Origin of the sequence: Mycobacterium riyadhense (genome assembly GCF_963853645.1) — a bacterium.
In the GTDB taxonomy this organism is placed as follows: Bacteria; Actinomycetota; Actinomycetes; order Mycobacteriales; family Mycobacteriaceae; genus Mycobacterium; species Mycobacterium riyadhense.
Map to the genome: position 1 here is coordinate 586,917 of NZ_OY970456.1, position 22,834 is coordinate 609,750.

The following is a 22,834-nucleotide window of genomic DNA, read 5'->3' on the forward strand; positions in this document are numbered from 1 at the left end:
CGCCCCAACATATAACTGACTGACTCAGTCAGTCAATCTGCGTTGTCGAATTCGGGATGTTTCGCCCCAGGCTTGCGGTCACCGCGGCCCAGGCTCTATTATTCCAATGATCTATGGAATAGAGTCACGAGAGAAAGAATCTCGCTCATGAGCAAGACAGTTCTCATCCTCGGCGCCGGTGTCGGTGGCCTCACCACAGCCGACACAGTGCGTCAGCTGCTCCCGCCCGAGGATCGGGTCATATTGGTAGACAACGGCTTCGACGGGACGCTGGGTTTGTCGCTGCTGTGGGTGCTGCGGGGCTCGCGTCGGCCCGACGAGGTCCGTATCCGGGCCACCGCAGCATCGCTGCCCGGTGTCGAGTTGGTCACCGCGACAGTGGACCGCATCGAGATCCCGGGCCAGGCGGTGCATACCGATCATGGCGTCATCGGATACGACGCGTTGGTGATCGCATTGGGTGCGGCGCTGAACACTGAGGGTGTTCCGGGCCTGGCGGACGCGCTCGACACCGGCGTTGCCAGCCAGTTCTACACACTCGACGGTGCTGCGGAGTTGCATGCAAAGGTCGAGGCCCTCGAGCGCGGCCGGATCGCTGTGCTCGTCGCGGGGGTGCCGTTCAAATGCCCCGCCGCACCGTTCGAGGCGGCGTTCCTTATCGCTGCCCAACTCGGCGACCGCTTCGCAGATGGAACCGTACTGATCGACACTTTTACACCCGACCCGTTGCCGATGCCCGTCGCGGGACCCCAGGTCGGCGAGGAATTGGTTGCGATGCTCAAGGATCGGGGTATCGGATTTCATCCACGCAAGACGATCACCCGGATCGATTCCACCGAAACGACACTGCACTTTGACGACGGCACCTCCGAACCGTTCGACCTGCTCGCGGTGGTTCCGCCGCACGTGCCGTCGGCCGCGGCTCGGTCGACCGGCCTGAGCGAGGCCGGGTGGATTCCGGTGGACCCGCACACCCTGTCCACTACGGTGGACAACGTGTGGGCTCTCGGTGACGCGACCGTGCTGACCCTGCCGAATGGCAGGCCGCTGCCTAAGGCGGCGGTGTTCGCCGAAGCCCAGGCTGGAGTTGTCGCCCACGGCGTCGCTGGCTACCTGGGCTACGACGTGCCCGAACGCTTGTTCACCGGAGAGGGTGCCTGCTATGTCGAGACCGGCGACGGCCAGGCCGCGAAGGGCGATGGCAAATTCCTCAGCACCCCCGCACCGTCGGTGACGTTGTACCCGCCGTCGCGGGAGTTCCACGAGGAGAAGGTCGCGCAGGAACGAGCCTGGCTGGATCGCTGGAACACCTGACGTATCGGAGCAAATGATCGCCGACCAAGGCAGTTATCCACTGATCGCACCAAAGGACTTTGACGCGCCTTCGGTGTTTCGCCCCGAAAATCTGCTGCGTGAGGCTCGTCGCCAAAAGTCGCTCCCGGCGGAGCCCGTTCCGGCGGTGTGTGTTCTGGATCCCGACGGCGACATCGTCCGCCACCTGGCGCGAACCGGGACCGGATACCGTCACTCGGGCTGGGCGTGCTACCACACCGATATGTGGGTCACCCATGTCGATGGGCACGAACTCGGAGTTGTCGGAATGGCCGTCGGTGCGCCGTTTGCGGTGCTGGTAGCTGAGCAACTCGCCGCCTCTAACGCGGCGTTGGTTGTCAGTATCACGTCCGCGGGACGCATTGGTGGCAGCGAGACACCACCGCATTTCCTGCTCATCGAACGGGCCCTGCGCGACGAAGGAACCAGCGCGCATTATGTTGCGCCCGGTGAATGGAGTTATCTGGCTCCGGGACTACAGGAAAGGCTGCGAAATGCCTTCGACGACAATGGCATCCGGGTAATCGCAGGCAGCTCCTGGACGACAGATGCGCCCTACCGAGAAACCGCACTGGCAATCAAGGAAGCTCAGCGACGCGGGATCGCATGTGTCGAAATGGAAGCTGCGGCACTCTACGCCTATGCCTCCACGGCAGGTCGAGACGTGGTCTGCCTGGCGCATATCACCAACACGATGGCCATCGACGGCGACGACTTCGAAAAGGGCATCGACAACGGGGTCCACGAATCGCTCGTGGTTGCCGCCGCTATTGCCGCGGCCGTCATAGGCTCGTCCTAGCCGGTGACGGTTTCTACCAATCCCGTTGTCGAAAGCATGATTTCGTTAAGGACTGCGGTGGCCTGGGGTTCGCGACTCCACCGCTTTCTCGCCATCGCGCCGCCGGGTGGCTTCGGGTGTCCCGGTGGCTGTCCCAGGGAGTGCCGCTCAGACCCCAAAAACATGTGTTAACGGAAAGGAAAATATTTAATTCGGCATTGTGACGCTCGCGCGGTCCATCGCCGCGTCGTTCCGGCGATCACTTCCCCTAGCAGCGCATTTTCGGCGTGACGGCGATATTGTGACGCATTTCTCACACCGCAATATGACCGCGGTGTTAAGGCAATCGCACATGCGCCCGAGCGTCCTCGTGCGAACTTTTGACGAGCCGAAAACGTGCCTTACCCTCGGTAAACGACCGCGATAGTCGTTGATCGAGAGGAGGTGCCGTGGTCGATCTGACGCAGAATCAGCAGACCGCCGCCGACGCCTTGCTCCGATTCGGCAAATATTTTCATCGCGGTGAGATCTCTCCGGATTACCGGGCGCTGCACAAGATCGGTGGCCGCTCAGCGGACGACTTTTACCGTGACCGGTGGGCGCACGACAAGGTGGTCCGCTCGACTCACGGCGTCAACTGCACCGGATCGTGCTCGTGGAAGATTTACGTCAAAGACGGCGTCATCACTTGGGAGTCCCAGCAGACCGACTACCCGTCGGTTGGCGCCGACAAGCCGGAGTACGAGCCACGCGGCTGCCCGCGCGGCGCCTCGTTCTCCTGGTATACGTATTCGCCTGCGCGAGTGCGCTATCCGTACGTTCGCGGTGTTCTGCTGGAGTACTACCGCGAGGCCAAACAGCGACTCAACGACCCCGTGCTGGCTTGGGCGGACATCGTCGATGATCCGGTGAAGTCCCGCCGCTACAAGGCCGCCCGCGGCAAGGGCGGGTTCGTTCGTGCCGAGTGGTGGGAGGCCGCCGAGATCGCGGCGGCGGCGCACGTGCACACCATCAAGCGGTACGGCCCCGATCGGGTGGCCGGCTTCTCGCCGATCCCGGCGATGTCGATGGTCAGTCATGCCGTTGGGGCCCGGTTCATTTCGCTGCTTGGTGGGTCAATGCTGTCGTTCTACGACTGGTACGCCGACCTTCCGGTGGCCTCGCCGCAGGTGTTCGGTGACCAGACCGACGTGCCCGAGTCCGCGGACTGGTTCGACGCCGGATACCTGATCATGTGGGGCTCCAACGTTCCGGTCACCCGGACGCCCGACGCGCACTACATGACCGAGGCACGCTATCGCGGCCAAAAGGTGGTCGTCGTCTCACCCGATTACGCGGACAATACGAAGTTTGCCGATGAGTGGCTGCCGGCGCGCCCTGGCACCGACGCCGCGCTGGCGATGTCGATGGGGCACGTCATCCTCAAGGAGTTCTTCGTCGACCGGACCACCCCGTACTTCACCGACTACGTGAAGAAGTACACGGACCTGCCGTTCCTGGTGACGCTCACGCAGCGCGGTGACGACTGGCTGCCTGGAAAATTCCTCACCGCAGCCGATCTCGGCGACACCGGCGAGGGCGCCTCCTCCAAGACGGTGCTGCTCGACGCGCAGGGCAACCCGGTCGTGCCGAACGGTTCGCTGGGACACCGATTTACGGCATCCGGCGAGGGCCACTGGAACCTCGACCTGCACGGCGTGGATCCGATGCTCACGTTGCACGGCACCGGCAGCGACGTGATGGCGGTGAAACTGCCGCGGTTCGACGGTGATCGGCCCGGCGTCCTGACGCGCGGCGTGCCGACGAGAACCATTGCTGGCCAACGGGTCACAACCGTTTTCGATCTGTTGCTGGCGCAGTACGGCGTGCACCGGGACGGCCTGGCCGGTGAGTGGCCGACGGGCTACGACGACGCGACGCAGCCGTACACCCCGGCCTGGCAAGAGCCGATCACCGGCGTGCCGGCCCAGGCCGTGGCACGCATCGCGCGGGAATTCGCCGACAATGCCGAACGTTCGCGCGGCCGGTCAATGATTTTGATGGGCGCGGGAACCAACCACTGGTTTCACTCCGACCAGATCTACCGGTCGTTTCTCACGCTGGTGATGCTCACCGGGTGCCAGGGTGTCAACGGCGGCGGCTGGGCGCACTACGTCGGTCAGGAGAAGTGCCGACCGGTCACGGGGTGGTCGACGCTGGCTTTCGCGTTGGATTGGCAGCGCCCGCCGCGGCAGATGCAGGGCACGGTGTTCTGGTACCTGTCGACCGACCAGTGGCGCTACGACCGGTTCACGTCGGAGGCGATGGCTTCCCCGCTGGCGGAAGGCCGGTTTGCCGGCCGAACGGCGGCCGACAATATCGCGCTGGCGAGCCGGTTGGGCTGGATGCCGAGTTATCCTACGTTCAACCGCAATCCGCTGGATCTGGCCGACGAGGCGGCGCGCCTGGGCAAGGATGCGTCGGCGCACGTCGTGGATGGGTTGAAGTCCGGGCATCTGTCGTTTGCCTGCGAGGATCCGGATGCGCCAGAGAACTTCCCGCGCTGCCTGACCGTCTGGCGGTCGAACCTATTGGGCTCGTCGGCCAAGGGCAACGAATATTTCCTCAAGCATCTGCTGGGTACCGATTCCAACGTCGCCGCTCGCGACGAGGATGCGGTGCGTCCGCAGGAGGTCCGCTGGCGCGACGATGCCCCCGTCGGAAAGCTGGACCTGTTGTTGTCGCTGGACTTCCGAAACACCAGCACCACATTGTTTTCCGACATCGTGCTGCCCGCCGCCACCTGGTATGAGAAGCACGACCTGTCCAGCACCGACATGCACCCGTTCGTCCACGCGTTCTCGCCGGCGATCTCACCGCCCTGGGAGACTAAGACCGACTTCGAGGCGTTCCACCGGATCGCGCGCGGGTTCTCCTGGCTCGCCGACAAGCACCTGGGGAAGCGCAACGACATCGTCGCGGTGCCGCTGCAGCATGACAGCGCCGACGCTACGGCGCAGCCCGGCGGACGGGTGCTGGACTGGAAAGCCGGTGAGTGCGAACCGATTCCGGGCAAGACGATGCCACGGCTGGTCGTCGTTGAACGCGACTATCCGGCGGTCGGTGAAAAGATGGCGGCGCTGGGTCCGATGGTGGAAACCGTCGGCCTCACCACCAAGGGCGTGACGACGCATCCCGACGCCGAGGTCGAGTACCTGCGGGGCGTCAACGGCGCAGTGGTCAGCGGCAGGGCCGTCGGGCGGCCTTCCCTGGCCAAGGACACGCACGCCGCCGAGGCGATTCTCGCTCTTTCCGGTACGACGAATGGGCGCCTCGCGGTCGAGGGGTTCGAGGCGCTGCAACGTCGCACCGGAACGGAGCTCGCCGACCTCGCGAGGGAGAACGAGGGAAGACGAATCACGTTCGCCGACACCCAGTCTCGGCCGGTGCCGGTGAACACGTCGCCGGAGTGGTCGGGCTCGGAGACCGGTGGCCGTCGCTACTCGCCGTTCACCATCAACACCGAACGGCTGAAGCCGTGGCACACGCTGACGGGCCGGCAGCACTTCTACCTCGACCACGACTGGATGGCCGAACTCGGGGAGCAGTTGCCGATCTTCCGTCCACCGCTGGACATGACGGCGCTGTTCGACGAGCCCGTTGTGGGCAACAAGGCCGGCGACGGCGGCATCACGGTGCGCTACCTGACCCCACATTCCAAGTGGTCCATCCACTCCGCATACCAGGACAATTTGTACATGCTCACGCTTTCCCGTGGCGGGCAGGCGATTTGGATGTCAGACGTTGATGCGGCGAAGATCGGCGTGAAGGACAACGACTGGATCGAATGCACGAACCGCAACGGTGTAGTGAATGCGCGTGCGATCGTCAGCCACCGGATGCCCGAAGGCTTGGTCTTCATGTATCACGCGCAGGACAAAGCGGTGGACGTGCCCCGTACCGAGAAGACCGGCAAGCGCGGCGGCATCCATAACGCGCTGACCCGGATCATGATCAAGCCGTCACACCTGATCGGGGGCTACGCCCAGCAGTCCTTCGCCCTGAATTACCACGGCCCCACCGGAAACCAGCGCGACGAAGTCACCACGATCAGGCGGCGTTCGCAAGAAGTGGAGTACTGACATGAAAGTCATGGCTCAGCTCGCGATGGTGATGAACCTCGACAAATGCATTGGTTGCCACACCTGCAGCGTCACCTGCAAGCAAGCCTGGACCAACCGTGGCGGCATGGAATACGCCTGGTTCAATAACGTGGAAACCCGTCCTGGACAAGGATATCCGCGGGGGTACCAAGACCAGGAAAAGTGGAAGGGCGGGTGGACGCTCAACAAGCGCGGGAAGTTGACGCTCAAGTCGGGATCCAAGCTGCGCAGGCTGCTCAATATCTTTGCCAACCCGGACTTACCTACGGTGTCGGATTACTACGACCCGTGGACCTATGACTACGAGAACCTGCTGTCAGCGCCGGCGATGGACACGACGCCGGTGGCTCGTCCCAAGTCGCTGATCACCGGCCAGGACACCAAGGTGACCTGGGGCGCAAACTGGGATGACGACCTTGGCGGCGGCCCCGAGCAAATTGGCCGGGATCCGCTGCTGGCCAAGGTCTCTGACAAGGTGAAGCTTGAGTTCGAGCAGACGTTCATGTTCTACCTGCCCCGCATTTGCGAACATTGCCTGAACCCCGCGTGCGCCGCGTCCTGCCCGTCCGGCGCGATCTACAAGCGCAGCGAGGACGGCATCGTGCTGGTCGACCAGGACCGGTGCCGCGGTTGGCGACAATGTGTCACCGGGTGTCCGTACAAGAAGATCTACTTCAACCACAAGACCGGCAAGGCCGAGAAGTGCACGTTCTGCTACCCGCGCGTGGAGGTGGGCATTCCGACGGTGTGCTCGGAAACCTGCGTCGGCCGGTTGCGCTATATCGGGGTGCTGCTCTACGACGCCGATGCGGTTGCGGCCGCGGCATCGGTGCAGGACGAGAAGAACCTGTATCCGGCGCAGCTTGGCGTGTTCCTCAACCCGCACGACCCGCGGGTGGTCGCCGAGGCGGAGCGTGCGGGCATCTCGAGCGAATGGATTGAGGCGGCGCAGAATTCGCCGGTATACCGCCTCATCGTCGACTATCAGCTGGCGCTTCCGCTGCACCCGGAGTACCGCACCATGCCAATGGTCTGGTACATCCCACCGCTGTCCCCGGTCGTCGACATCCTGGCCAACACCGGCTACGACGGCGAGAACAAGAACAACTTGTTCGGCGCCATCGACGCCCTGCGCGTCCCCATCGAATATCTGGCCGAGCTGTTCACCGCGGGCGACGTCGGACCGGTACGTCTTGCGCTGCAACGGCTTGCGGCGATGCGTTCGTACATGCGGGCCGCGAACCTGGGCGAGGAATTCGACGACACGATACCGACATCGGTACGGCTGACTGGCGACGAGATCGAATCGATGTACCGGCTGCTGGCGATCGCCAAGTATGCCGACCGTTACGTGATCCCCAGCGGCGCAGGGTCAGACGCGCACCGCCTCGACGCATTGGCCACCGGCTGCAGCCTCGACGGTGACGGTGGGCCTGGGATGACGGCATTCGACGCGATGGCCGACAAGTTCCATCTCACCAATGGCAACGGCAACGGCAATGGCAACGGCACCAAGCCCCGAACGGTCAACCTGCTCAATTGGGACGGGAAGAGCACCGATGGGTTGGTGCCGACCAAATGAAGATGCCGATGTTGCAGCGACGGCTGGAACGAAGCGTCGCGCTCTCAGAACGTGATGCGCGGCTGGTATGGCGCATCGCCGCGCTGCTCCTGGACTACCCCAGCATGCAGATGCTCGCGATGATCGATCAACTCACCACCGCGGCAATGGAACTGCCTGCATCCGTGGGCACACCGCTGCTTGATTTCCTGCGTGAGCTCATGTCGGGTGAGCCGATGCAACTGGCTGCGCGCTACGTCGAGACATTCGATATGCGCCGGCGTGCCAGCCTGCACTTGACCTACTACGCCTACGGAGATACCCGCAAGCGTGGCATGGCGCTGCTGCGCTTCAAGCACGCCTACCGGCAGGCGGGGATGCACCTCGGCGACGGCGAACTTCCCGACTACCTGCCGCTTGTGCTCGAGTTCGCCGCAACGGTCGATCCCGTGCAAGGGGAACGGCTGCTCGCCGAGCACATCCCGGTTCTCGAGTTGTTGCGACTGTCCCTGCTGGACAGCGGTTCTACCTACGCCGGCCTGCTGACCGCAATCCTGGCGACCCTGCCACCGATCAGCACCGCCGACCGCCGTCGGATCGCCGAGCTGGCGGCGCAAGGTCCCCCGGACGAGGACGTCGGACTGGAGCCATTCGCGATGGATCCGCTCATGGCAGAAGGCCGCCGATGACTACCCTGCTCTGGATGACCGCACCGTACGTCGCGTTCACATCGTTTGTGTTGGGCCATATCTGGCGCTACCGCACCGATCAGTTCGGATGGACCACACGCTCTTCGCAGATCTACGAGCGCCGGCTGCTGCGGCTCGGCAGTCCGCTGTTCCACTTTGGCCTGCTCGGCGTGTTTGGCGGCCATGTGGTTGGCCTGATGATCCCCGAATCGTGGACATCAGCGGTCGGCATTCCCGAGTGGGCGTATCATCTGATGGCGGTAACAATGGGCTCGCTAGCGGGTTTCGCAGTCGTGGCGGGCCTGGGAATCCTGTTGTACCGGCGCATTACGGTTCCTGCGGTGCGTAAGGCGACGAGCCGTAGCGACAAGCTGATGTACCTGCTGCTGGCGGGCGCGCTGGCGACCGGGATGCTCAACACGCTGACCAATGTGTTCGCCACCTACAACTATCGCGAGACGGTATCGCCGTGGTTCCGCAGCCTGTTTTCGCTGCACCCGGCGGTAGATCTGATGGCCGAAGCACCCTGGACGTTTCAGGTGCACGCGCTGATCGTGCTTGTACTGCTCGGCATTTGGCCCTATACACGGCTGGTGCATATGTTCAGTGCGCCGCTCGGATACCTGGTGCGCCCAGACGTCGTCTACCGCAGCCGTGACCCGAAGAAAGCATCCAGCAACCGCTATGCAAAAGCCTGGGTCGCGCCCGAAGCTCCACCTGCGCGCAGCCGCTGGGTGTAACACTGCGGATACCTCACCGCCCGCAATCACGGATATGTGAGCAACTTGTAGCAAGCAGGTCATCGCGGGCAGCGTTGCCGCAACAACACTTTCGTACGGTGATCGCATGCCGTTACAGACGCGCCAACACACCATCGATGACTGGGACGCCGAAGATGTCCACGCCTGGAACAACGGCGGCGCACAGATCGCGCGCCGCAACCTGATCTGGTCCATCTTCGCCGAGCACGTCGGGTTCTCAGTCTGGTCGATCTGGTCGGTGATGGTTCTGTTCATGCCGCAGAACGTCTACCACATCGACGTGGCCGGAAAGTTCTTCCTCGTTGCGATGCCGACGCTGGTCGGATCGGTCCTGCGGCTGCCTTACACGTTCGCGACCGCGACGTTCGGCGGGCGGAACTGGACCGTGTTCTCCGCGCTGGTGCTGGTGATCCCAACCGTGTTGACGTTGTATTTCATGGCACACCCCGGCGCCTCCTACACGACATTCATGGTCGTGGCGGCGATCGCCGGATTTGGCGGCGGCAACTTCGCGTCGTCGATGACCAACATCAACGCTTTCTATCCGCAGCGACTCAAGGGATGGGCGTTGGGCCTCAACGCCGGTGGGGGAAACATCGGTGTTGCGACGATCCAGATCATCGGGCTACTTGTGATCGCTACGGCCGGAAACCGTTCCCCGCACTTGGTCTGCGCGGTGTATCTGGTACTCCTGTCGATCGCCGCGGTTGGCGCCGCGCTGTTCATGGACAATCTGACCAACCAGCGCACCAATGGCCGCTCGATGATCGACGTGATGGGATACCGGGACTCGTGGCTGATCGCATTGCTGTATATCGGCACGTTCGGGTCGTTCATCGGCTTTTCGTTCGCGTTCGGCCAGGTGCTGCAAATTAGCTTCTTAGCCAATCTCAGTCATGGCGGACAGGTGACCTCGGCGATGACGGCCCAGGCGGCGCTGCACGCCGCGCAGATCGCGTTTATCGGACCACTGCTGGGCTCGCTCGCGCGGCCGGTGGGCGGTTCGCTGTCCGACCGGATGGGTGGCAGCAGGGTCACGCTGTACACGTTCGCGGCGATGATCGCCGCGGCCGGCTGGCTTGTCGTCTGTGGTGGTATCGGCGACGACCGGCATGGCGGCCCATCGGGCGGGATTCTGGTCGCCTACGTGGTCGGGTTTGTCGCGCTATTCATCTTGACAGGTATCGGAAATGGGTCGGTTTACAAGATGATCCCGTCGATCTTCGACGCCAAGGCGCAGAGCATGGACGGTCTTAGTCAGGCCGAGAAGGCCGACTGGTCGCGTCGGATGTCCGGCGCGCTGATCGGCATCGCCGGGGCCATCGGCGCGCTCGGCGGCGTTGGCATCAACGTGGTGCTGCGGGCGTCGTATCTGTCGCCGGCGAAGTCGGCCACGATGGCGTTTTGGGTCTTCCTGGGGTTCTACGTATTGTGCGCGGTCATCACTTGGTTCGCTTACGTACGCACGCCCAGTAGGGCACCCGCCCCGGCAACCGCAACGGTCGCACAGGCAGTCGCACCCGCGTGACGGGAGGAGATAGCCGATGACGGTACTCGTTGAACGCCAACGCGTCGACGCCGATGCCCGCGTCTGGACGAGGGCATGCCGGCTCGATTCGTTGCTGCCGGGACGTGGGGTGTGCGTACTGCTACCCGACGCCGAACAGGTGGCGCTCTTCTTGCTCTCTGACCAGACGTTGGCCGCGGTCAGCAATATCGATCCGTTTTGCGGGGCGGCAGTGATGTCGCGAGGAATCACCGGCGACCGCAACGGTGAACCCACCGTCGCCTCGCCATTGCTGAAACAGGTCTTCTCTGTTCGTGATGGACGCTGCCTCGATGACGAGTCGTGCTCGCTGACGGTCTACGACGTGCGGGTGACCGATGGAATCGTTGAAGTCGCCCGCAAGTGAACCGCTGGCAGGCTTCACCATCGGTGTGACGGCGGCACGCCGGTCCGAAGAACTGATCACTCTGTTGGAGCGCCGTGGCGCTACCGTCGTGCACGCCCCGGCCATCCGCATCGTGCCGCTCATCGACGACATCGAATTACGGCGCGTCACAACACTACTCGTCGAGAACGCGCCCGATGTGGTGATCGTGACCACTGGCATCGGCTTCCGCGGTTGGATCGAGGCCGCGCATGGCTGGGATGTCGCCGACGAACTCGTCGCATCGCTCGCGTTGGCGCGCATCCTGGCTCGGGGACCCAAAGCATGTGGTGCCATTCGCCAGGCGGGGCTATGCGAAGAGTGGAGTCCGGAATCGGAGGCGTCGCAGGAGGTACTGGATCGGCTGCTGGCCGACGGACCGGCCGGCCTACGGATCGCGGTGCAGCTGCATGGTGCGGCCTCGGAATGGGAGCCGAACGCCGACATTTGCGATCCGCTGAGCTTGGCTGGCGCACAAGTGATCAAGGTGCCGGTGTATCGCTGGGAGGCGCCCGCGGACAGCCGGCCGATGGATCAGCTGATCGCGATGACTGTCCAAGGCCGCGTCGACGCGGTGAGCTTCACCAGCGCCCCGGCGGTTGCGTCAATGTTGCAGCGCGCCAAGGCGCTTGGCTGTGTGACCGAATTGATTGCCGCGCTGACCGATCGGGTTGCGGCGATCTGCGTGGGTCCGGTCACGTCCGCGCCGCTGCGCCGCCTCGGAGTCCCGGCGGTCCACCCCGACCGCTACCGGCTGGGTGCGCTGGCCCGGCTGATTACTGACGAGGTCCCGCGCCGCGCCCGCCAGTGCACGGCGGGAGGGCACGACATCAGCGTGCGCAGCGCAACGGTGGCGGTCGACGGCGCCATCCGGGCCATGCCCCCGGCTGCGATGGCTCTGCTGCGGCGACTGATGGACAACCCCGGCCGGGTGGTATCGCGCGACGAACTACTCGCGCTGTTACCCGGGGGCGGGGGAGACACGCACGCGGTCGATACCGCGATGACCAGGCTGCGATCGGCGCTCAGGGCGCCGCACGCCGTGCAGACCGTCGTCAAACGTGGCTACCGGATGGCTATCGACCCGGCTTAGCGGTGCAGTCGTGCCGCTGATGGCATGAGGCGTTAGCTTCGGCCCTGAGCAAACCGGATCCGCGCGCGCCGCGATTCCGTACACACCCGTTGCTGAACGCAGAGCTCAACGTGGCCAGGCAGAGCGGCTGCAACAGGCCGCCGATGTCTACGTCGATCAGGTCAACAGCCCCAACGGCGCCGAATGGATGGGGCAGACCGGCGGTGTCGTACTTCAACGCCGCGTACGCCGACCGGCTGGCGATCGTACCGGCAGTCACGCACGTATACACCATCGCCGAGGTCGCCGCGCGCGGCGGCGACACTCTGCTGGGAGCCCGAGAGGCAACGTTGGCGGCCATCGCTGAGGCTGAGGCCGACGATTTCAGTGTGGGAGAGGATCTGTCGGTCACCGACAACTACGCGCGGGGATCGGCGGACGAGCGAGCGGCTCGCCAGGCCGCTGCGATGGGCCACCGCAATTACATTGCCCACCACGCGGCGCTATTGCACGCCGAAAACCAGCGCATCGCAGCACAACTGAACACCGGCGCTGTGCAGATCGCGGGCATGACTCCAGCACATTGGCGCCAACCCGTCTCCGAATTCGGCCAATCCGTCCCGCGCAGCAGCGGCGTTACCACGTCTGATAACGCCATCATGGAAAACCGCAAGGGTGCGATCCACGCCGTCGACAACCACACGTGGAGACGGGAACCAGCGCCGCCCGAACTACCGCTGGACCCAGCAAGGATGTCAGCAGAGCAGGCGCTGGCAGCGTACGAGGACCTTAAGCACGACATGGCTCGGTATAGCGACCGATGCCTACGCCGCCCTTTCGTGTTGCTGCAAGAGAGGGCAGCATTTGACGCTTGCGTTGCTGATTCCGGTGCGCTCAATGAGAGAAAGGCTGCGCTCGAAGCCAGACTGCGGTCATTGGGCGTGCAGGTAGAGCCTGCGCCCTCACCTGCGCATGGACCACCTGAGACAACGGACACACCGCCATTTCCGCCGCCTACGCGAATCTCCGGATTTACCGGTCATGGAGCGGAGTAAGTTAACGGCCGCGACGGTCATGGAGTCAACGACAGAGCATTGCAGGATGCTGTTGCGAATCCGATCGGACCGCCGAGTTTCAAGTTGGACGAGCTTGGCCGTGGGGCTTACGTATATGTAGGCAAAGACGCAACCGTGGTCTTAAATAGGGACGGCCAGGTGGTTACTGCCTGGGCGAACAGTCGCAATGGATGGAGAAACCCATGAGTAATGTTCTCGACGCTATTCCATCCGAACCTCGCGCTGTTATCGTGAAAGAATTGACGCATCGCAATCCTGCTCTTTTGGTGGAGCTTCGCGGCTTACAGAAACCGACCAATGACCAGAGCGACGCCGTTGTGGATGTACTTTCCGATGCGTTGGTAAAGACGTTCGGGCCGGACTGGGCTCCCAGTGAGTATGGATTGGCGATTGAACGCGCGGGTTAACGCATACTTGGCGGCCTGGCCGATATATCGGTAGCTTTGACAACTTTAGTAACTGCGGCTACGGCGCTGTCATATCGCAAATCTGTAGCCTGAGAAGGCTTAGTCGTTATGTGCGAAGACGTGGTGTTGTTCGGCCACGGACACAGCCGGGCTGTATGTCTTCGCTTGCACGCTCGATCGCAAAGCAACCGGGAGCATCGCAGCAGGGCTATGGTGGAATATTCACGATTTCATCAGGCAGGCCCGGCCGACACTGCAACGAGAAAGCCGCTGTGGAGGCGAGTAGCGTGACCGACGTGGACTACGCGTCGGCCTTCCTCGAGCAGAACCACGCTTTTGCAGAACTGATCGGCAACGCCGACGAGTCCACGCCGGTGTCGACCTGCCCGGGCTGGAGCCTCGACCAACTGATCCGCCACGTCGGTCGTGGCGATCGCTGGGCGGCACAGATCGTTCGCGACAACCTCGACCACTTCCTGGATCCCCGCAGCGTCGTGGATGGCAAGCCACCACGGGGGCGCGACGGGACGATCTCCTGGTTGCTGGGGGGCGCCCGGCTTCTGGTCGAAGCCGTCGAGCAGGCAGGCGGGGAAGCACCGGTGTGGACGTTTCTGGGGAATCGTCCGGCGAATTGGTGGATTCGACGCCGGTTGCACGAGACCGCGGTACACCGGGCTGATGTCGCGATCGCGCTGGGCGGCGAATTCTCGCTCGCTGCCGACGTGGCGGCCGATGGAATCACCGAATGGCTTGAGCGCGTTGCGATTCAAGCCGGAGGCGACGGCGCGGCGCTGCCGCTCGATGGCAGCGAAACCATGCATATACACGCCACCGATCCCGGGCTGGGTGAGGCCGGCGAATGGACGGTTCGGGTCGCCGACAACGGGATCATCTGGTCACATGAACACGGCAAGGGCTCGGTAGCGCTGCGTGGCGGGGCCACCGAGCTGTTGCTAGCCATGGTGCGCCGGGTCTCGGTCGCCGACACCGGTGTCGAGATGTTCGGTGCCGACACCGTGTGGCAAAAATGGCTGGATCGCACGCCTCTTTAAACTTGCACACCATGGTGTGTCCTGGAAGCTGGATCAGGCTTGCGGGTGGAAGTCCCGTCCCGGTAGGTGCCGGAGCGCCGGGTAGCAGGCCCCGGTTCGTCGGAGAGATCTGGCGGGCTAAGCGGGGTGTCAAGAGCCTCTTTGGAGGGAGCAAGTGCGCGGGCCGTAGTGCCATCAGGTGCGAGTCCTGCAGCCTCGTCACAGTCACAACGGAGGAGCCGAGCCGCTCATGTCACGGCGAAGGCCATGTCCGTCCGAGTCGGTTCCGGGGTGCGCTCGGCGGGTCCTTCCGGGGTATGGGGAGCGGCACGTGCACACAGTCTGGTTCGGAACAGGAGAGACCCGTCTGGCACGCCTACGTCGGGCAAGAGACCAAGGGTATAAGCCGATGGTGAAAGCCCTTGGAGCGCAGCGGGAGTCCGACGGGGTCGTAGTACCGCTGATGGGCGTGAGAGACACGCCAGGAGGGAAGGGCCCCGACTTTGATCATGCGCGCGAAGTGGGTAAGTACGAGGGCATGACCGGGCCTGCTCGGTCCAATTCCCCCGGCAAGCCTCGGCTTGCCGTAGCCGATGACGAGCCGTTGTGCCCGTCGGGGGTGAAAGTACGACAACTGCAACACGCGCTATGGGCTGCAGCCAAGCAGTCTTCGGGTCGGCGTTTCCACGCCCTGTTCGACCGTGTCTACAGGGGTGACGTCCTGTGGGAGGCGTGGTTTCGCGTGTGCAAGAACAAGGGCGCGGCCGGGGTGGATCGGATCACCGTGGCCGAGGTGGAGGATTACTGCGTGGACCGCATGTTGCGTGAGTTGCGCCACGACCTCCGCACAGGTCGGTATCGTCCCGCGCCGGCGCGGCGTGTGGAGATTCCGAAACCACAGGGTGGTAAGCGGCCGTTGGGGATTCCCACGGTGCGAGACCGGGTAGTTCAGGCTGCGGTCAAGATCGTGCTGGAACCGATTTTCGAGGCGGACTTTGTGTCGTGCTCGTATGGGTTTCGGCCGAAGCGGTCGGCGGTGATGGCCAAAGAGCGGCTGCGCCGTGGGTTCATCGAGGGCTACCAGTTCGTGGTCGAGTTCGATATCGCGAACTTCTTCGGCGAGATCGACCACGAACGCCTATTGGAGCTGGTGGGTAGGCGGGTCTCGGATCGGCGGGTGCTCAAACTGCTGCGGCTGTGGCTGCAGGCAGGGGTGATGGTCGAAGGGGTGCATGAGCGGACGGTCGCGGGCACTCCGCAGGGCGGGGTGATCTCGCCGCTGTTGGCCAACATTTACCTGCACGTGCTCGACACCGAACTTGCCCGCAGGAATGTGGGTGAGTTGGTGCGCTACGCCGATGACGGTGTGGTGCTGTGCCGCTCCAAGGCGCAAGCCGAGCACGCTCTGGTGGCGGTGGGAGAAATCCTGGCGTCATTGGGGTTGCGGCTGCATCCGGACAAGACGAAGGTGGTCGACCTGCGGGAGGGTCGTGAGGGCCTGGATTTTCTGGGCTGTCACTTCCGAGCCCGCATGTCGGGGCGGTTGTGGGAACAGAAGCGCATCGTGCGCTACTACCTGCACCGCTGGCCGTCCCAGCGGGCCATGGCCCGGCTGCGGGACAAGGTGCGGCACCGCACCGGCCGCAACCGCGCCGGGACAGATATCGGCGTCCTCATCGAGGAATTGAATCCGATCCTGCGCGGCTGGGGCAACTACTTTCGCACCGGAAATGCCGCCAAGAAGTTCCGCCAGATCGACCGGCATGTCGCATGGCGTCTGAAACGGCTTCTGATCAAGAAGCGGGGACGCAACCTGCGCCCCGGCCAGGCCGATCAGTGGACGGAACAGCGGTTCAACGATCATGGCCTGCATCGCCTGCGTGGCACCATCCGCTACCCGAAGGCTGCGTAACCATGCCAAGACGATCATCGGAAAGCCGTGTGCGGGAAAACCGCACGCACGGATTGAAAGGGGGAAGGGGAAACAGGCTCACCGAGCACTGCGCCCCCGACTACCAATGACCACATCGGAGATCGCCACCGTTCTGGCTTGGCATGACGCTCTCAACGACTCCGACCTCGACACCTTGGTGGCCCTGTCCAGTGACGACATCGACATCGGCGATGCGCACGGAGCCGCCCAGGGTCACCAGGCGCTACGCCGGTGGGCCGCCTCCCTCGCCACGACGGCGGAGCTTGGCCGGATGTACGTGCACGACGGGGTGGTGGTCGTCGAGCAGGAAATCAGCAACCCGGACCGACCCGGCGACGTCACCGGCGCGACGGCGTTTCGGGTGGTCCGAGATCGTGTCACCTCGGTGTTCCGGCATCAGGACTTGGCTTCGGCGCTGGCGGCAACCGATCTCACCGAGGACGACTGTGTCGATTGAGATCGACTGAGGCGTTAGGAGCCGATCATGCGCGGGATCATCTTGGCCGGCGGTTCGGGCACTCGCCTGCATCCGATCACCATTGGCATCAGCAAACAGTTGCTGCCGGTCTACGACAAACCGATGGTTTACTACCCGCTGTCCACACTGATGATGGCGGGCATCCGCGACATCCTGGTGATTACCACACCCCACGACGCGGCCGGCTTCCAGCGACTCCTGGGCGACGGCACACAATTTGGTATCAACATCAGTTACGTGACGCAGGATAGACCCGACGGGCTGGCGCAAGCATTCGTCCTCGGCGCCAACCACATTGGCACCGACTCGGTGGCTTTGGTGTTGGGAGACAACATCTTCTACGGCCCCAGGCTGGGTACCAGCCTGAGCCGCTTCCAAACTATCAGCGGCGGAGCGATTTTCGCGTACTGGGTGGCGAATCCGTCAGCCTACGGCGTCGTTGAATTCGGTTCTGATGGCATGGCGCTCTCGCTGGAGGAGAAGCCCGAGACGCCGAAGTCTAACTATGCGGTGCCGGGCTTGTACTTCTACGACAACGACGTGATCGAAATCGCCAAGGGCTTAAAGAAATCAGCGCGCGGCGAGTACGAGATCACCGAGGTCAACCAGATCTATCTCAACCGGGGCCGGTTGGCGGTCGAGGTGATGGCCCGTGGGACGGCCTGGCTGGACACCGGGACGTTCGACTCGCTGCTGGACGCCAGCGACTTCGTTCGCACGCTCGAACTAAGGCAGGGCTTGAAGGTGAGCGTTCCCGAAGAAGTCGCGTGGCGACACGGCTGGATCGACGACGAGCAGTTGGCGCTACGCGCTCGCACCCTGGTCAAGTCCGGATACGGTGGCTACTTGCTGGAGTTGTTGGAACGCAGCTGATTTCGGAGTGATCGCGATGCCGCCGAGCCGTTAACTCCTTCGACCTGAAAAAGTCGGCGCGTTGATCCGCGGGTTGATGGTGCTGAACAGGAAAGATGGCCTCAAGCCCTTGTTGCGGAAGGGATTGAGGCCATCGTGTTTCGTACTGTAGGCGATCAGGTGTCGCTTTGGGAGGCAGTGCTTCCCGCGGAGTTGTTGAAGTTGCCCGATGAGTTGGCGCGGGTCGATGGGCTGCTCGATGATCCGGTGTTCTTCGCCCCGTTCGAGCCGTTCTTCGATACACGGATCGGGCGTCCGTCCACGCCGATGGAGACCTATCTGCGGTTGATGTTCTTGAAGTTCCGTTACCGGCTGGGCTATGAGTCGCTGTGCCGAGAAGTCGCGGATTCGATCACTTGGCGCCGGTTCTGCCGGATCGGACTGGATGGGTCGGTGCCGCATCCGACCACGTTGATGAAGCTGACCACCCGGTGTGGCAGTGCGGCGGTCGACGGGCTCAATGAGGTGCTGTTGGCCAAGGCGGCTGAGGCGAAGTTGTTGCGTACTAATCGGATTCGGGTGGATACCACGGTGGTGCCGGCTAATGTGGCCTATCCGACCGATTCGAGTCTGCTGGCCAAGGCGACGCGCCGGATCGCCGGGATCGGCAAGCGGATCCAGGCCGCTGGGGGCGCGGTGCGCACCCAGCTGCGGGACCGCTCCCGCGCGGCGGGCAAGCGCGCGCACGCGATCGCGTCGAAACTGCGCTCTCGCGCCGCGCTGGGCCGCGACGAGGCCAAGGCCGCGGTGCTGACCAGCACCGGGGAGCTGGCTGTGCTGGCCAAAACCGCGGCGCGCGAGGCCGAGCGGCTACTGGTCAACGCCAAGCGGGCGGTGCGCCGGGCCCAGGTCAAAGCTGCCGACCTGCGCGCCCGCGGCGAGCATGATGCAGCAGCCGGCCGGCGACGTGGCCGGCTGGTGCGTGCGGTCAACGACCTGGCCAAACTGCTGGAAGCGACGCGGCAGATCGTGGCGCAGACCCAGCAGCGCGTCGCCGGGCACATCCCGGACGGGGCGAGTCGGCGGGTCAGCCTTCACGACGGCGATGCCCGCCCGATCGCCAAGGGCAGGCTGGGCCGGCCGGTCGAGTTCGGGCACAAGGCCCAGATCGTCGACAACGACGACGGCATCGTCCTGGACCACCGTGTGGAGCAAGGCAATCCACCCGACGCGCCGCAACTAGCGCCCGCGGTCAAACGGGTCACCAAACGCGCCCGGCGTACCCCGGGCACCGTCACCGCCGACCGCGGCTACGGCGAGGAACGCGTCGAAAACGACCTGCACGACCTCGGTGTACGTACGGTCGTGATACCGCGAAAAGGCAAACCCGGCAAGGCTCGGCAAGCCGAGGAACACCGGCCAGCCTTCCGACGAACAATCAAGTGGCGCACCGGCAGCGAAGGCCGCATCAGCACTCTCAAACGAAACTACGGTTGGAGCCGCTCCTCCATCGATGGCACCGAAGGAACCCGAATCTGGACCGGACACGGCGTCCTCGCCCACAACCTAGTCAAGATCAGCGGCCTCGCAGCATGACCCGACGCCCCAAAGCACGGATCTCTGCCTCCACAGTCACGCGGTATTCGCGCACCAACAGCAGACTCAGGGGCCGTCACTTTTTCAGGTCGAAGTAACTCGTGAAGCAGTACGAGTCGCTGGATGCGTCACCACCCTGCAGCCGGATTTGGTGTACCCGCAGCCCACGGAACTCGTCTCCGTACGGGAAGAAGCGGGTGTCGGGCACCAGACCGCCAGCGGAGATGTCGGCGTCCAGCTTGGCCATCCACGCGCCGACGCCGTCGGGGTAGAACACGTCGTCCCACGCACCGTACAACGAGTTGGTGACGTACACGCGCCGGCCGTCGCGGCTGACTTCCACCATCTGCGGCCCGCCGCTTAGCGGCATCTCTGGGGCCAGCGGGTGCGGCTCGCGCCGCACAACTCCACCGAGCCGCACTGACGCTGTCTCTCGCGGATGGAACGGGTCGCTGACATCGTATTGCTTGAGTTCTCCTGTGCCCCAACATGATACGTACAGCCAGCGATCGTCAACCGAGAGGTCGATGTCGGAGACCAGCGGCGGCACCGCACCGAACGGCTGCAACGCCGGCGGCAGGGTGGCTGCGTCGGCCGGCTCGGCCGGAATCGTGATGACCTTGTCGACGGCCCACCGATCGTCGGCCTTGTGCCACAGCCACACCGAGGCCGACAGATCCTCCACGCTGATCACCACGCCGACGAAACCCCACATTTTGGCCGGGTCGTGGGCCGGGCGCAGTTCGAGCACCATCTGATGCTGATCGCCGAGGTCGACGCGCTGGGTGAGGTTGCGTTCGCTCATGCTCCAGAAGTTCAGGTGATGGCCGAATTTGCGGCCGAGCAGGTCGTCGGGGTTGAGCCCGTTTTCGAGCATCGACGGCGTCCCCCACTCCGACGTCACCACCGTGTCGTGGCGCAGGTGCCACCACACGTCGTAAGCAAAGAACTGCGGTCCGCGGTCGGCCTCCCAGGGCCCGAGCACCTCGAACGTGTCGTGGTCGATCAGCGCGACGCCGCCGGGACCGTCGGCGCCGTTCGCGCCGCCCAGCGCCGACATAAAAATGCCGCCGGGCCCGCAATGAACCGTGTGCGGGCGCGAGTAGCCGGCCTTGGCCGCGAGCTCAGTCGCCTCGATCGTGTGCGTCAGCGTTGGGTGCATTGGGTCGGGCTTGGTGTCGAGGATGAACGTGTTCGACGAGCGAATGCCAGGCACGACGAGATAGCGCCGCTCCGGCTGGTGATGGGCGGCATGGCCCTCATGGCACAGTGCGCTCGAGCATGCGTTCCACCCGTAGTGGTGCACTTCGTTGCCTGCCGATGGGAGCTCGGCCCAGCCGACCACGCCGCCGTATGTCGATGAGCCGGGGTCGCAGTCCACCACGACAATCGCATCGTTTATTTCGCCCGCCGGGTCGAACGCCGCGACATACGCGAGCTGCTCAGGCGCGGCCGCGACTGCGGCGCCCGGGCTGCGGTACAACGTCGGGTCGGTTTCAGCCATGGTCCGATGATCCTCTCCGCGACGTCGGTCAACAATGCTTTCGCAGGGGCACGCCGGCTACGGCGCCAACCCGGGCATCCCGTTCTCGCCGAGCAGCGCTCCGCCGGTGCCGCCGGCGCCGGCGGTGCCCGGCGACTTGCCGGTGCCGGCGTTGCCGCCGTTGCCGCCGTTGCCGATCTGCATGGCGTCGCCGCCCTTACCACCGGTACCGCCTTTGCCCGCAACCGTCCCGGTGGTATTCCCGCCGGCGCCGCCATCACCGCCCTGGCCGATCAGCCCGGCCTTCCCGCCGGCCCCGCCGGCCCCGCCGTCGCCACTGGTGCCGCTGCCCCCGCCGGCCCCGCCGGCCCCGCCGCCCCCGCCGGCGCCATAGACCATGCCGGCGTTGCCGCCGGCCCCGCCGGTCCCGCCCTTGCTGGCGCCGAACCCACCGTCCCCACCCGCGCCGCCGTCCCCGAACAGCATGCCGGCGTTGCCGCCGGCCCCGCCGGCTCCTCCGACCCCACCGGCGCCCCCGGTCGCGCCGCCGTCCCCGCCGGCGCCACCCGCGCCGAAGAGCATGCCGGCGTTGCCGCCGGCCCCGCCAGGTCCGGCGAAGACGCCGCCGAACCCACCGGCCCCGCCGGCCCCGCCGGCGCCGAAATGCCCGTCGGCATTGCCGCCGGCCCCGCCGACGCCGCCGGCGGTATTGCCGGCCCCAGCGGCCCCGCCGGCGCCGCCGGCGCTATACCGCCCGGTACCGCCGGCCCCGCCATCCCCCCCTAGGGTGCCGCCGTGCCCGCCGGTGCCGCCGGCGCCGCCGGGGGCGAACAGCCCGGTGCCGCCGGCCCCGCCGGGCCCGCCGCTGGTGTTGCCGGCCCCGCCGGTGCCGCCGGCGCCGCCGGGGGCGAACAGCCCGGTGCCGCCGGCCCCGCCGAACCCGCCGCCGGTGCCGCCGTGACCACCGTCCCCGCCGGCGCCGCCGGCACCGAACCACCCGCCGGGACCACCGGCCCCGCCGTCCCCGCCGGAAGCGGCGCCGCCGAATCCGCCGGCGCCGCCGGTCCCGCCGGCGCCGAACAGCCCACCGGGACCGCCGCTCCCGCCGTCCCCGGCGTTGCCGGTCGCTACGCCGCCGCCGGCTCCGCCGGCCCCGCCGGTGCCGAACAGTCCGGCGGCTCCGCCGTTGCCGCCCCGCATGCCGGGGGCCCCGGAACCGCCGGCTCCGCCGTTGCCGATCAAGATTCCGCCGTCCCCACCGCTTTCGCCGGTCCCCGGTTTCCCGTTGGCGCCGTTGCCGATCAGCGGGCGCTCCGACAGTGCCTGGATGGGCGCATTCAGTCGATTGAGCGCATCCAGCAGCGATGCGGCAGCGGCCTCGGCGCTGGCATAGGAGCCCGCGCCCGCGGTCAAGGTCTGCACGAATTGGTCATGAAACGCCGCGGCCTGGGCGCTGAGCGCCTGATATGCCTGGGCGTGCGTGCTGAACAGCGCCACAATGGCCGCCGACACCTCATCGGCGCCCGCGGCCAGCAGCGCCGTCGTCGGGGCCGCTGCGCCCGCGTTGGCCGCGTCGAGGGCCAACTCGATACCGGCCAAATCTGAAGCAGCCGCTGCGAGCACCTCCGGCGTCGCGATCACGAACGACATGTGGCACCTCCAAATGAGTTATGAACCATCGACGAATCGGCAGGATGGCCTTGTCTCGCTGG

Annotated in this window: 17 protein-coding genes and 1 pseudogene; 16 read left to right on the forward strand and 2 right to left on the reverse strand. The window is 65.0% G+C overall.

All coding sequences use genetic code 11. The features are described 5' to 3' along the window. Positions 1-147: 147 nt before the first annotated feature. From AADZ78_RS02565 to AADZ78_RS02640, 16 genes and pseudogenes are all read left to right on the forward strand, one after another. Entirely contained in the window at positions 148-1,314 is a 1,167-nt protein-coding gene (locus AADZ78_RS02565; protein WP_085248442.1) for an NAD(P)/FAD-dependent oxidoreductase, read from the forward strand. 13 nt (positions 1,315-1,327) lie between these two features. Next, positions 1,328-2,131, forward strand: coding sequence for a nucleoside phosphorylase (locus tag AADZ78_RS02570; protein WP_085248440.1), 804 nt, complete (start codon positions 1,328-1,330; stop codon positions 2,129-2,131). Between the two features lie 428 nt (positions 2,132-2,559). Continuing rightward, on the forward strand, positions 2,560-6,231 hold the full coding sequence (locus AADZ78_RS02575) for a nitrate reductase subunit alpha (RefSeq protein ID WP_085248438.1): 3,672 nt from the start codon (positions 2,560-2,562) through the stop codon (positions 6,229-6,231). 1 nt (position 6,232) lies between these two features. Continuing rightward, the gene (gene narH / locus AADZ78_RS02580) at positions 6,233-7,834 is read left to right on the forward strand and encodes a nitrate reductase subunit beta (protein WP_239655274.1); all 1,602 of its coding nucleotides are present in this window, start codon (positions 6,233-6,235) and stop codon (positions 7,832-7,834) included. Continuing rightward, a complete protein-coding gene (gene narJ, locus AADZ78_RS02585) occupies positions 7,831-8,502 on the forward strand; it encodes a nitrate reductase molybdenum cofactor assembly chaperone (RefSeq protein WP_085248436.1) in 672 nt (223 codons plus the stop codon). Before narH ends, narJ begins: the two co-directional genes overlap by 4 nt. Next, complete coding sequence (narI, locus tag AADZ78_RS02590) at positions 8,499-9,242, forward strand: respiratory nitrate reductase subunit gamma (RefSeq protein ID WP_085248434.1); 744 nt, start codon at positions 8,499-8,501, stop codon at positions 9,240-9,242. The genes narJ and narI overlap by 4 nt, the downstream gene beginning before the upstream one ends. A gap of 106 nt (positions 9,243-9,348) precedes the next feature. Beyond that, positions 9,349-10,791: a nitrate/nitrite transporter gene (locus AADZ78_RS02595; RefSeq protein ID WP_085248432.1), complete on the forward strand. Its 1,443-nt coding sequence runs from the start codon at positions 9,349-9,351 to the stop codon at positions 10,789-10,791. Between the two features lie 16 nt (positions 10,792-10,807). Next, complete coding sequence (nirD, locus tag AADZ78_RS02600; RefSeq protein WP_085248430.1) at positions 10,808-11,176, forward strand: nitrite reductase small subunit NirD; 369 nt, start codon at positions 10,808-10,810, stop codon at positions 11,174-11,176. Further along, positions 11,148-12,287 carry a uroporphyrinogen-III synthase gene (locus tag AADZ78_RS02605; RefSeq protein ID WP_085248428.1) on the forward strand — a complete coding sequence of 380 codons (1,140 nt, stop codon included), beginning with the start codon at positions 11,148-11,150 and terminating at the stop codon, positions 12,285-12,287. The genes nirD and AADZ78_RS02605 overlap by 29 nt, the downstream gene beginning before the upstream one ends. A 203-nt stretch (positions 12,288-12,490) precedes the next feature. Beyond that, positions 12,491-13,321: a hypothetical protein gene (locus tag AADZ78_RS02610; protein WP_085248426.1), complete on the forward strand. Its 831-nt coding sequence runs from the start codon at positions 12,491-12,493 to the stop codon at positions 13,319-13,321. Between the two features lie 191 nt (positions 13,322-13,512). Then, positions 13,513-13,783, forward strand: a pseudogene (locus tag AADZ78_RS02615) (hypothetical protein). Between the two features lie 262 nt (positions 13,784-14,045). Then, positions 14,046-14,801, forward strand: a complete 756-nt coding sequence (locus tag AADZ78_RS02620; RefSeq protein ID WP_085248494.1) for a maleylpyruvate isomerase family mycothiol-dependent enzyme — start codon at positions 14,046-14,048, stop codon at positions 14,799-14,801. Between the two features lie 499 nt (positions 14,802-15,300). Further along, positions 15,301-16,692: a group II intron reverse transcriptase/maturase gene (gene ltrA / locus AADZ78_RS02625; RefSeq protein WP_239656802.1), complete on the forward strand. Its 1,392-nt coding sequence runs from the start codon at positions 15,301-15,303 to the stop codon at positions 16,690-16,692. Positions 16,693-16,798: 106 nt separating this feature from the next. Next, positions 16,799-17,170, forward strand: coding sequence for a nuclear transport factor 2 family protein (locus AADZ78_RS02630; RefSeq protein WP_085252774.1), 372 nt, complete (start codon positions 16,799-16,801; stop codon positions 17,168-17,170). 27 nt (positions 17,171-17,197) lie between these two features. Further along, positions 17,198-18,064 (forward strand): glucose-1-phosphate thymidylyltransferase RfbA, encoded by an 867-nt coding sequence (gene rfbA, locus AADZ78_RS02635; protein ID WP_085252775.1) that lies wholly within the window; start codon positions 17,198-17,200, stop codon positions 18,062-18,064. 135 nt (positions 18,065-18,199) lie between these two features. Then, a complete protein-coding gene (locus tag AADZ78_RS02640; RefSeq protein WP_085251832.1) occupies positions 18,200-19,639 on the forward strand; it encodes an ISNCY family transposase in 1,440 nt (479 codons plus the stop codon). Positions 19,640-19,715: 76 nt separating this feature from the next. Here the strand turns inward: AADZ78_RS02640 and AADZ78_RS02645 are convergent, their stop codons facing one another. Both AADZ78_RS02645 and AADZ78_RS02650 read right to left on the reverse strand, forming a co-directional pair. Continuing rightward, positions 19,716-21,143, reverse strand: a complete 1,428-nt coding sequence (locus AADZ78_RS02645; protein WP_085253203.1) for a selenium-binding protein SBP56-related protein — start codon at positions 21,141-21,143, stop codon at positions 19,716-19,718. Positions 21,144-21,200: 57 nt separating this feature from the next. Then, positions 21,201-22,772 (reverse strand): PE family protein, encoded by a 1,572-nt coding sequence (locus AADZ78_RS02650; protein ID WP_204903487.1) that lies wholly within the window; start codon positions 22,770-22,772, stop codon positions 21,201-21,203. Positions 22,773-22,834: the final 62 nt, after the last annotated feature.

Excerpts from the sequence above, each read along its gene's own strand:
- AADZ78_RS02565 (WP_085248442.1), top strand. The coding sequence starts at position 148 with ATGAGCAAGACAGTTCTCATCCTCGGCGCCGGTGTCGGTGGCCTCACC.
- AADZ78_RS02570 (WP_085248440.1), top strand. The coding sequence starts at position 1,328 with ATGATCGCCGACCAAGGCAGTTATCCACTGATCGCACCAAAGGACTTT.
- narH (WP_239655274.1), top strand. The coding sequence starts at position 6,233 with ATGAAAGTCATGGCTCAGCTCGCGATGGTGATGAACCTCGACAAATGC.
- narJ (WP_085248436.1), top strand. The coding sequence starts at position 7,831 with ATGAAGATGCCGATGTTGCAGCGACGGCTGGAACGAAGCGTCGCGCTC.
- narI (WP_085248434.1), top strand. The coding sequence starts at position 8,499 with ATGACTACCCTGCTCTGGATGACCGCACCGTACGTCGCGTTCACATCG.
- AADZ78_RS02595 (WP_085248432.1), top strand. The coding sequence starts at position 9,349 with ATGCCGTTACAGACGCGCCAACACACCATCGATGACTGGGACGCCGAA.
- nirD (WP_085248430.1), top strand. The coding sequence starts at position 10,808 with ATGACGGTACTCGTTGAACGCCAACGCGTCGACGCCGATGCCCGCGTC.
- AADZ78_RS02605 (WP_085248428.1), top strand. The coding sequence starts at position 11,148 with ATGGAATCGTTGAAGTCGCCCGCAAGTGAACCGCTGGCAGGCTTCACC.
- AADZ78_RS02630 (WP_085252774.1), top strand. The coding sequence starts at position 16,799 with ATGACCACATCGGAGATCGCCACCGTTCTGGCTTGGCATGACGCTCTC.
- rfbA (WP_085252775.1), top strand. The coding sequence starts at position 17,198 with ATGCGCGGGATCATCTTGGCCGGCGGTTCGGGCACTCGCCTGCATCCG.
- AADZ78_RS02645 (WP_085253203.1), bottom strand. The coding sequence starts at position 21,143 with ATGGCTGAAACCGACCCGACGTTGTACCGCAGCCCGGGCGCCGCAGTC.
- AADZ78_RS02650 (WP_204903487.1), bottom strand. The coding sequence starts at position 22,772 with ATGTCGTTCGTGATCGCGACGCCGGAGGTGCTCGCAGCGGCTGCTTCA.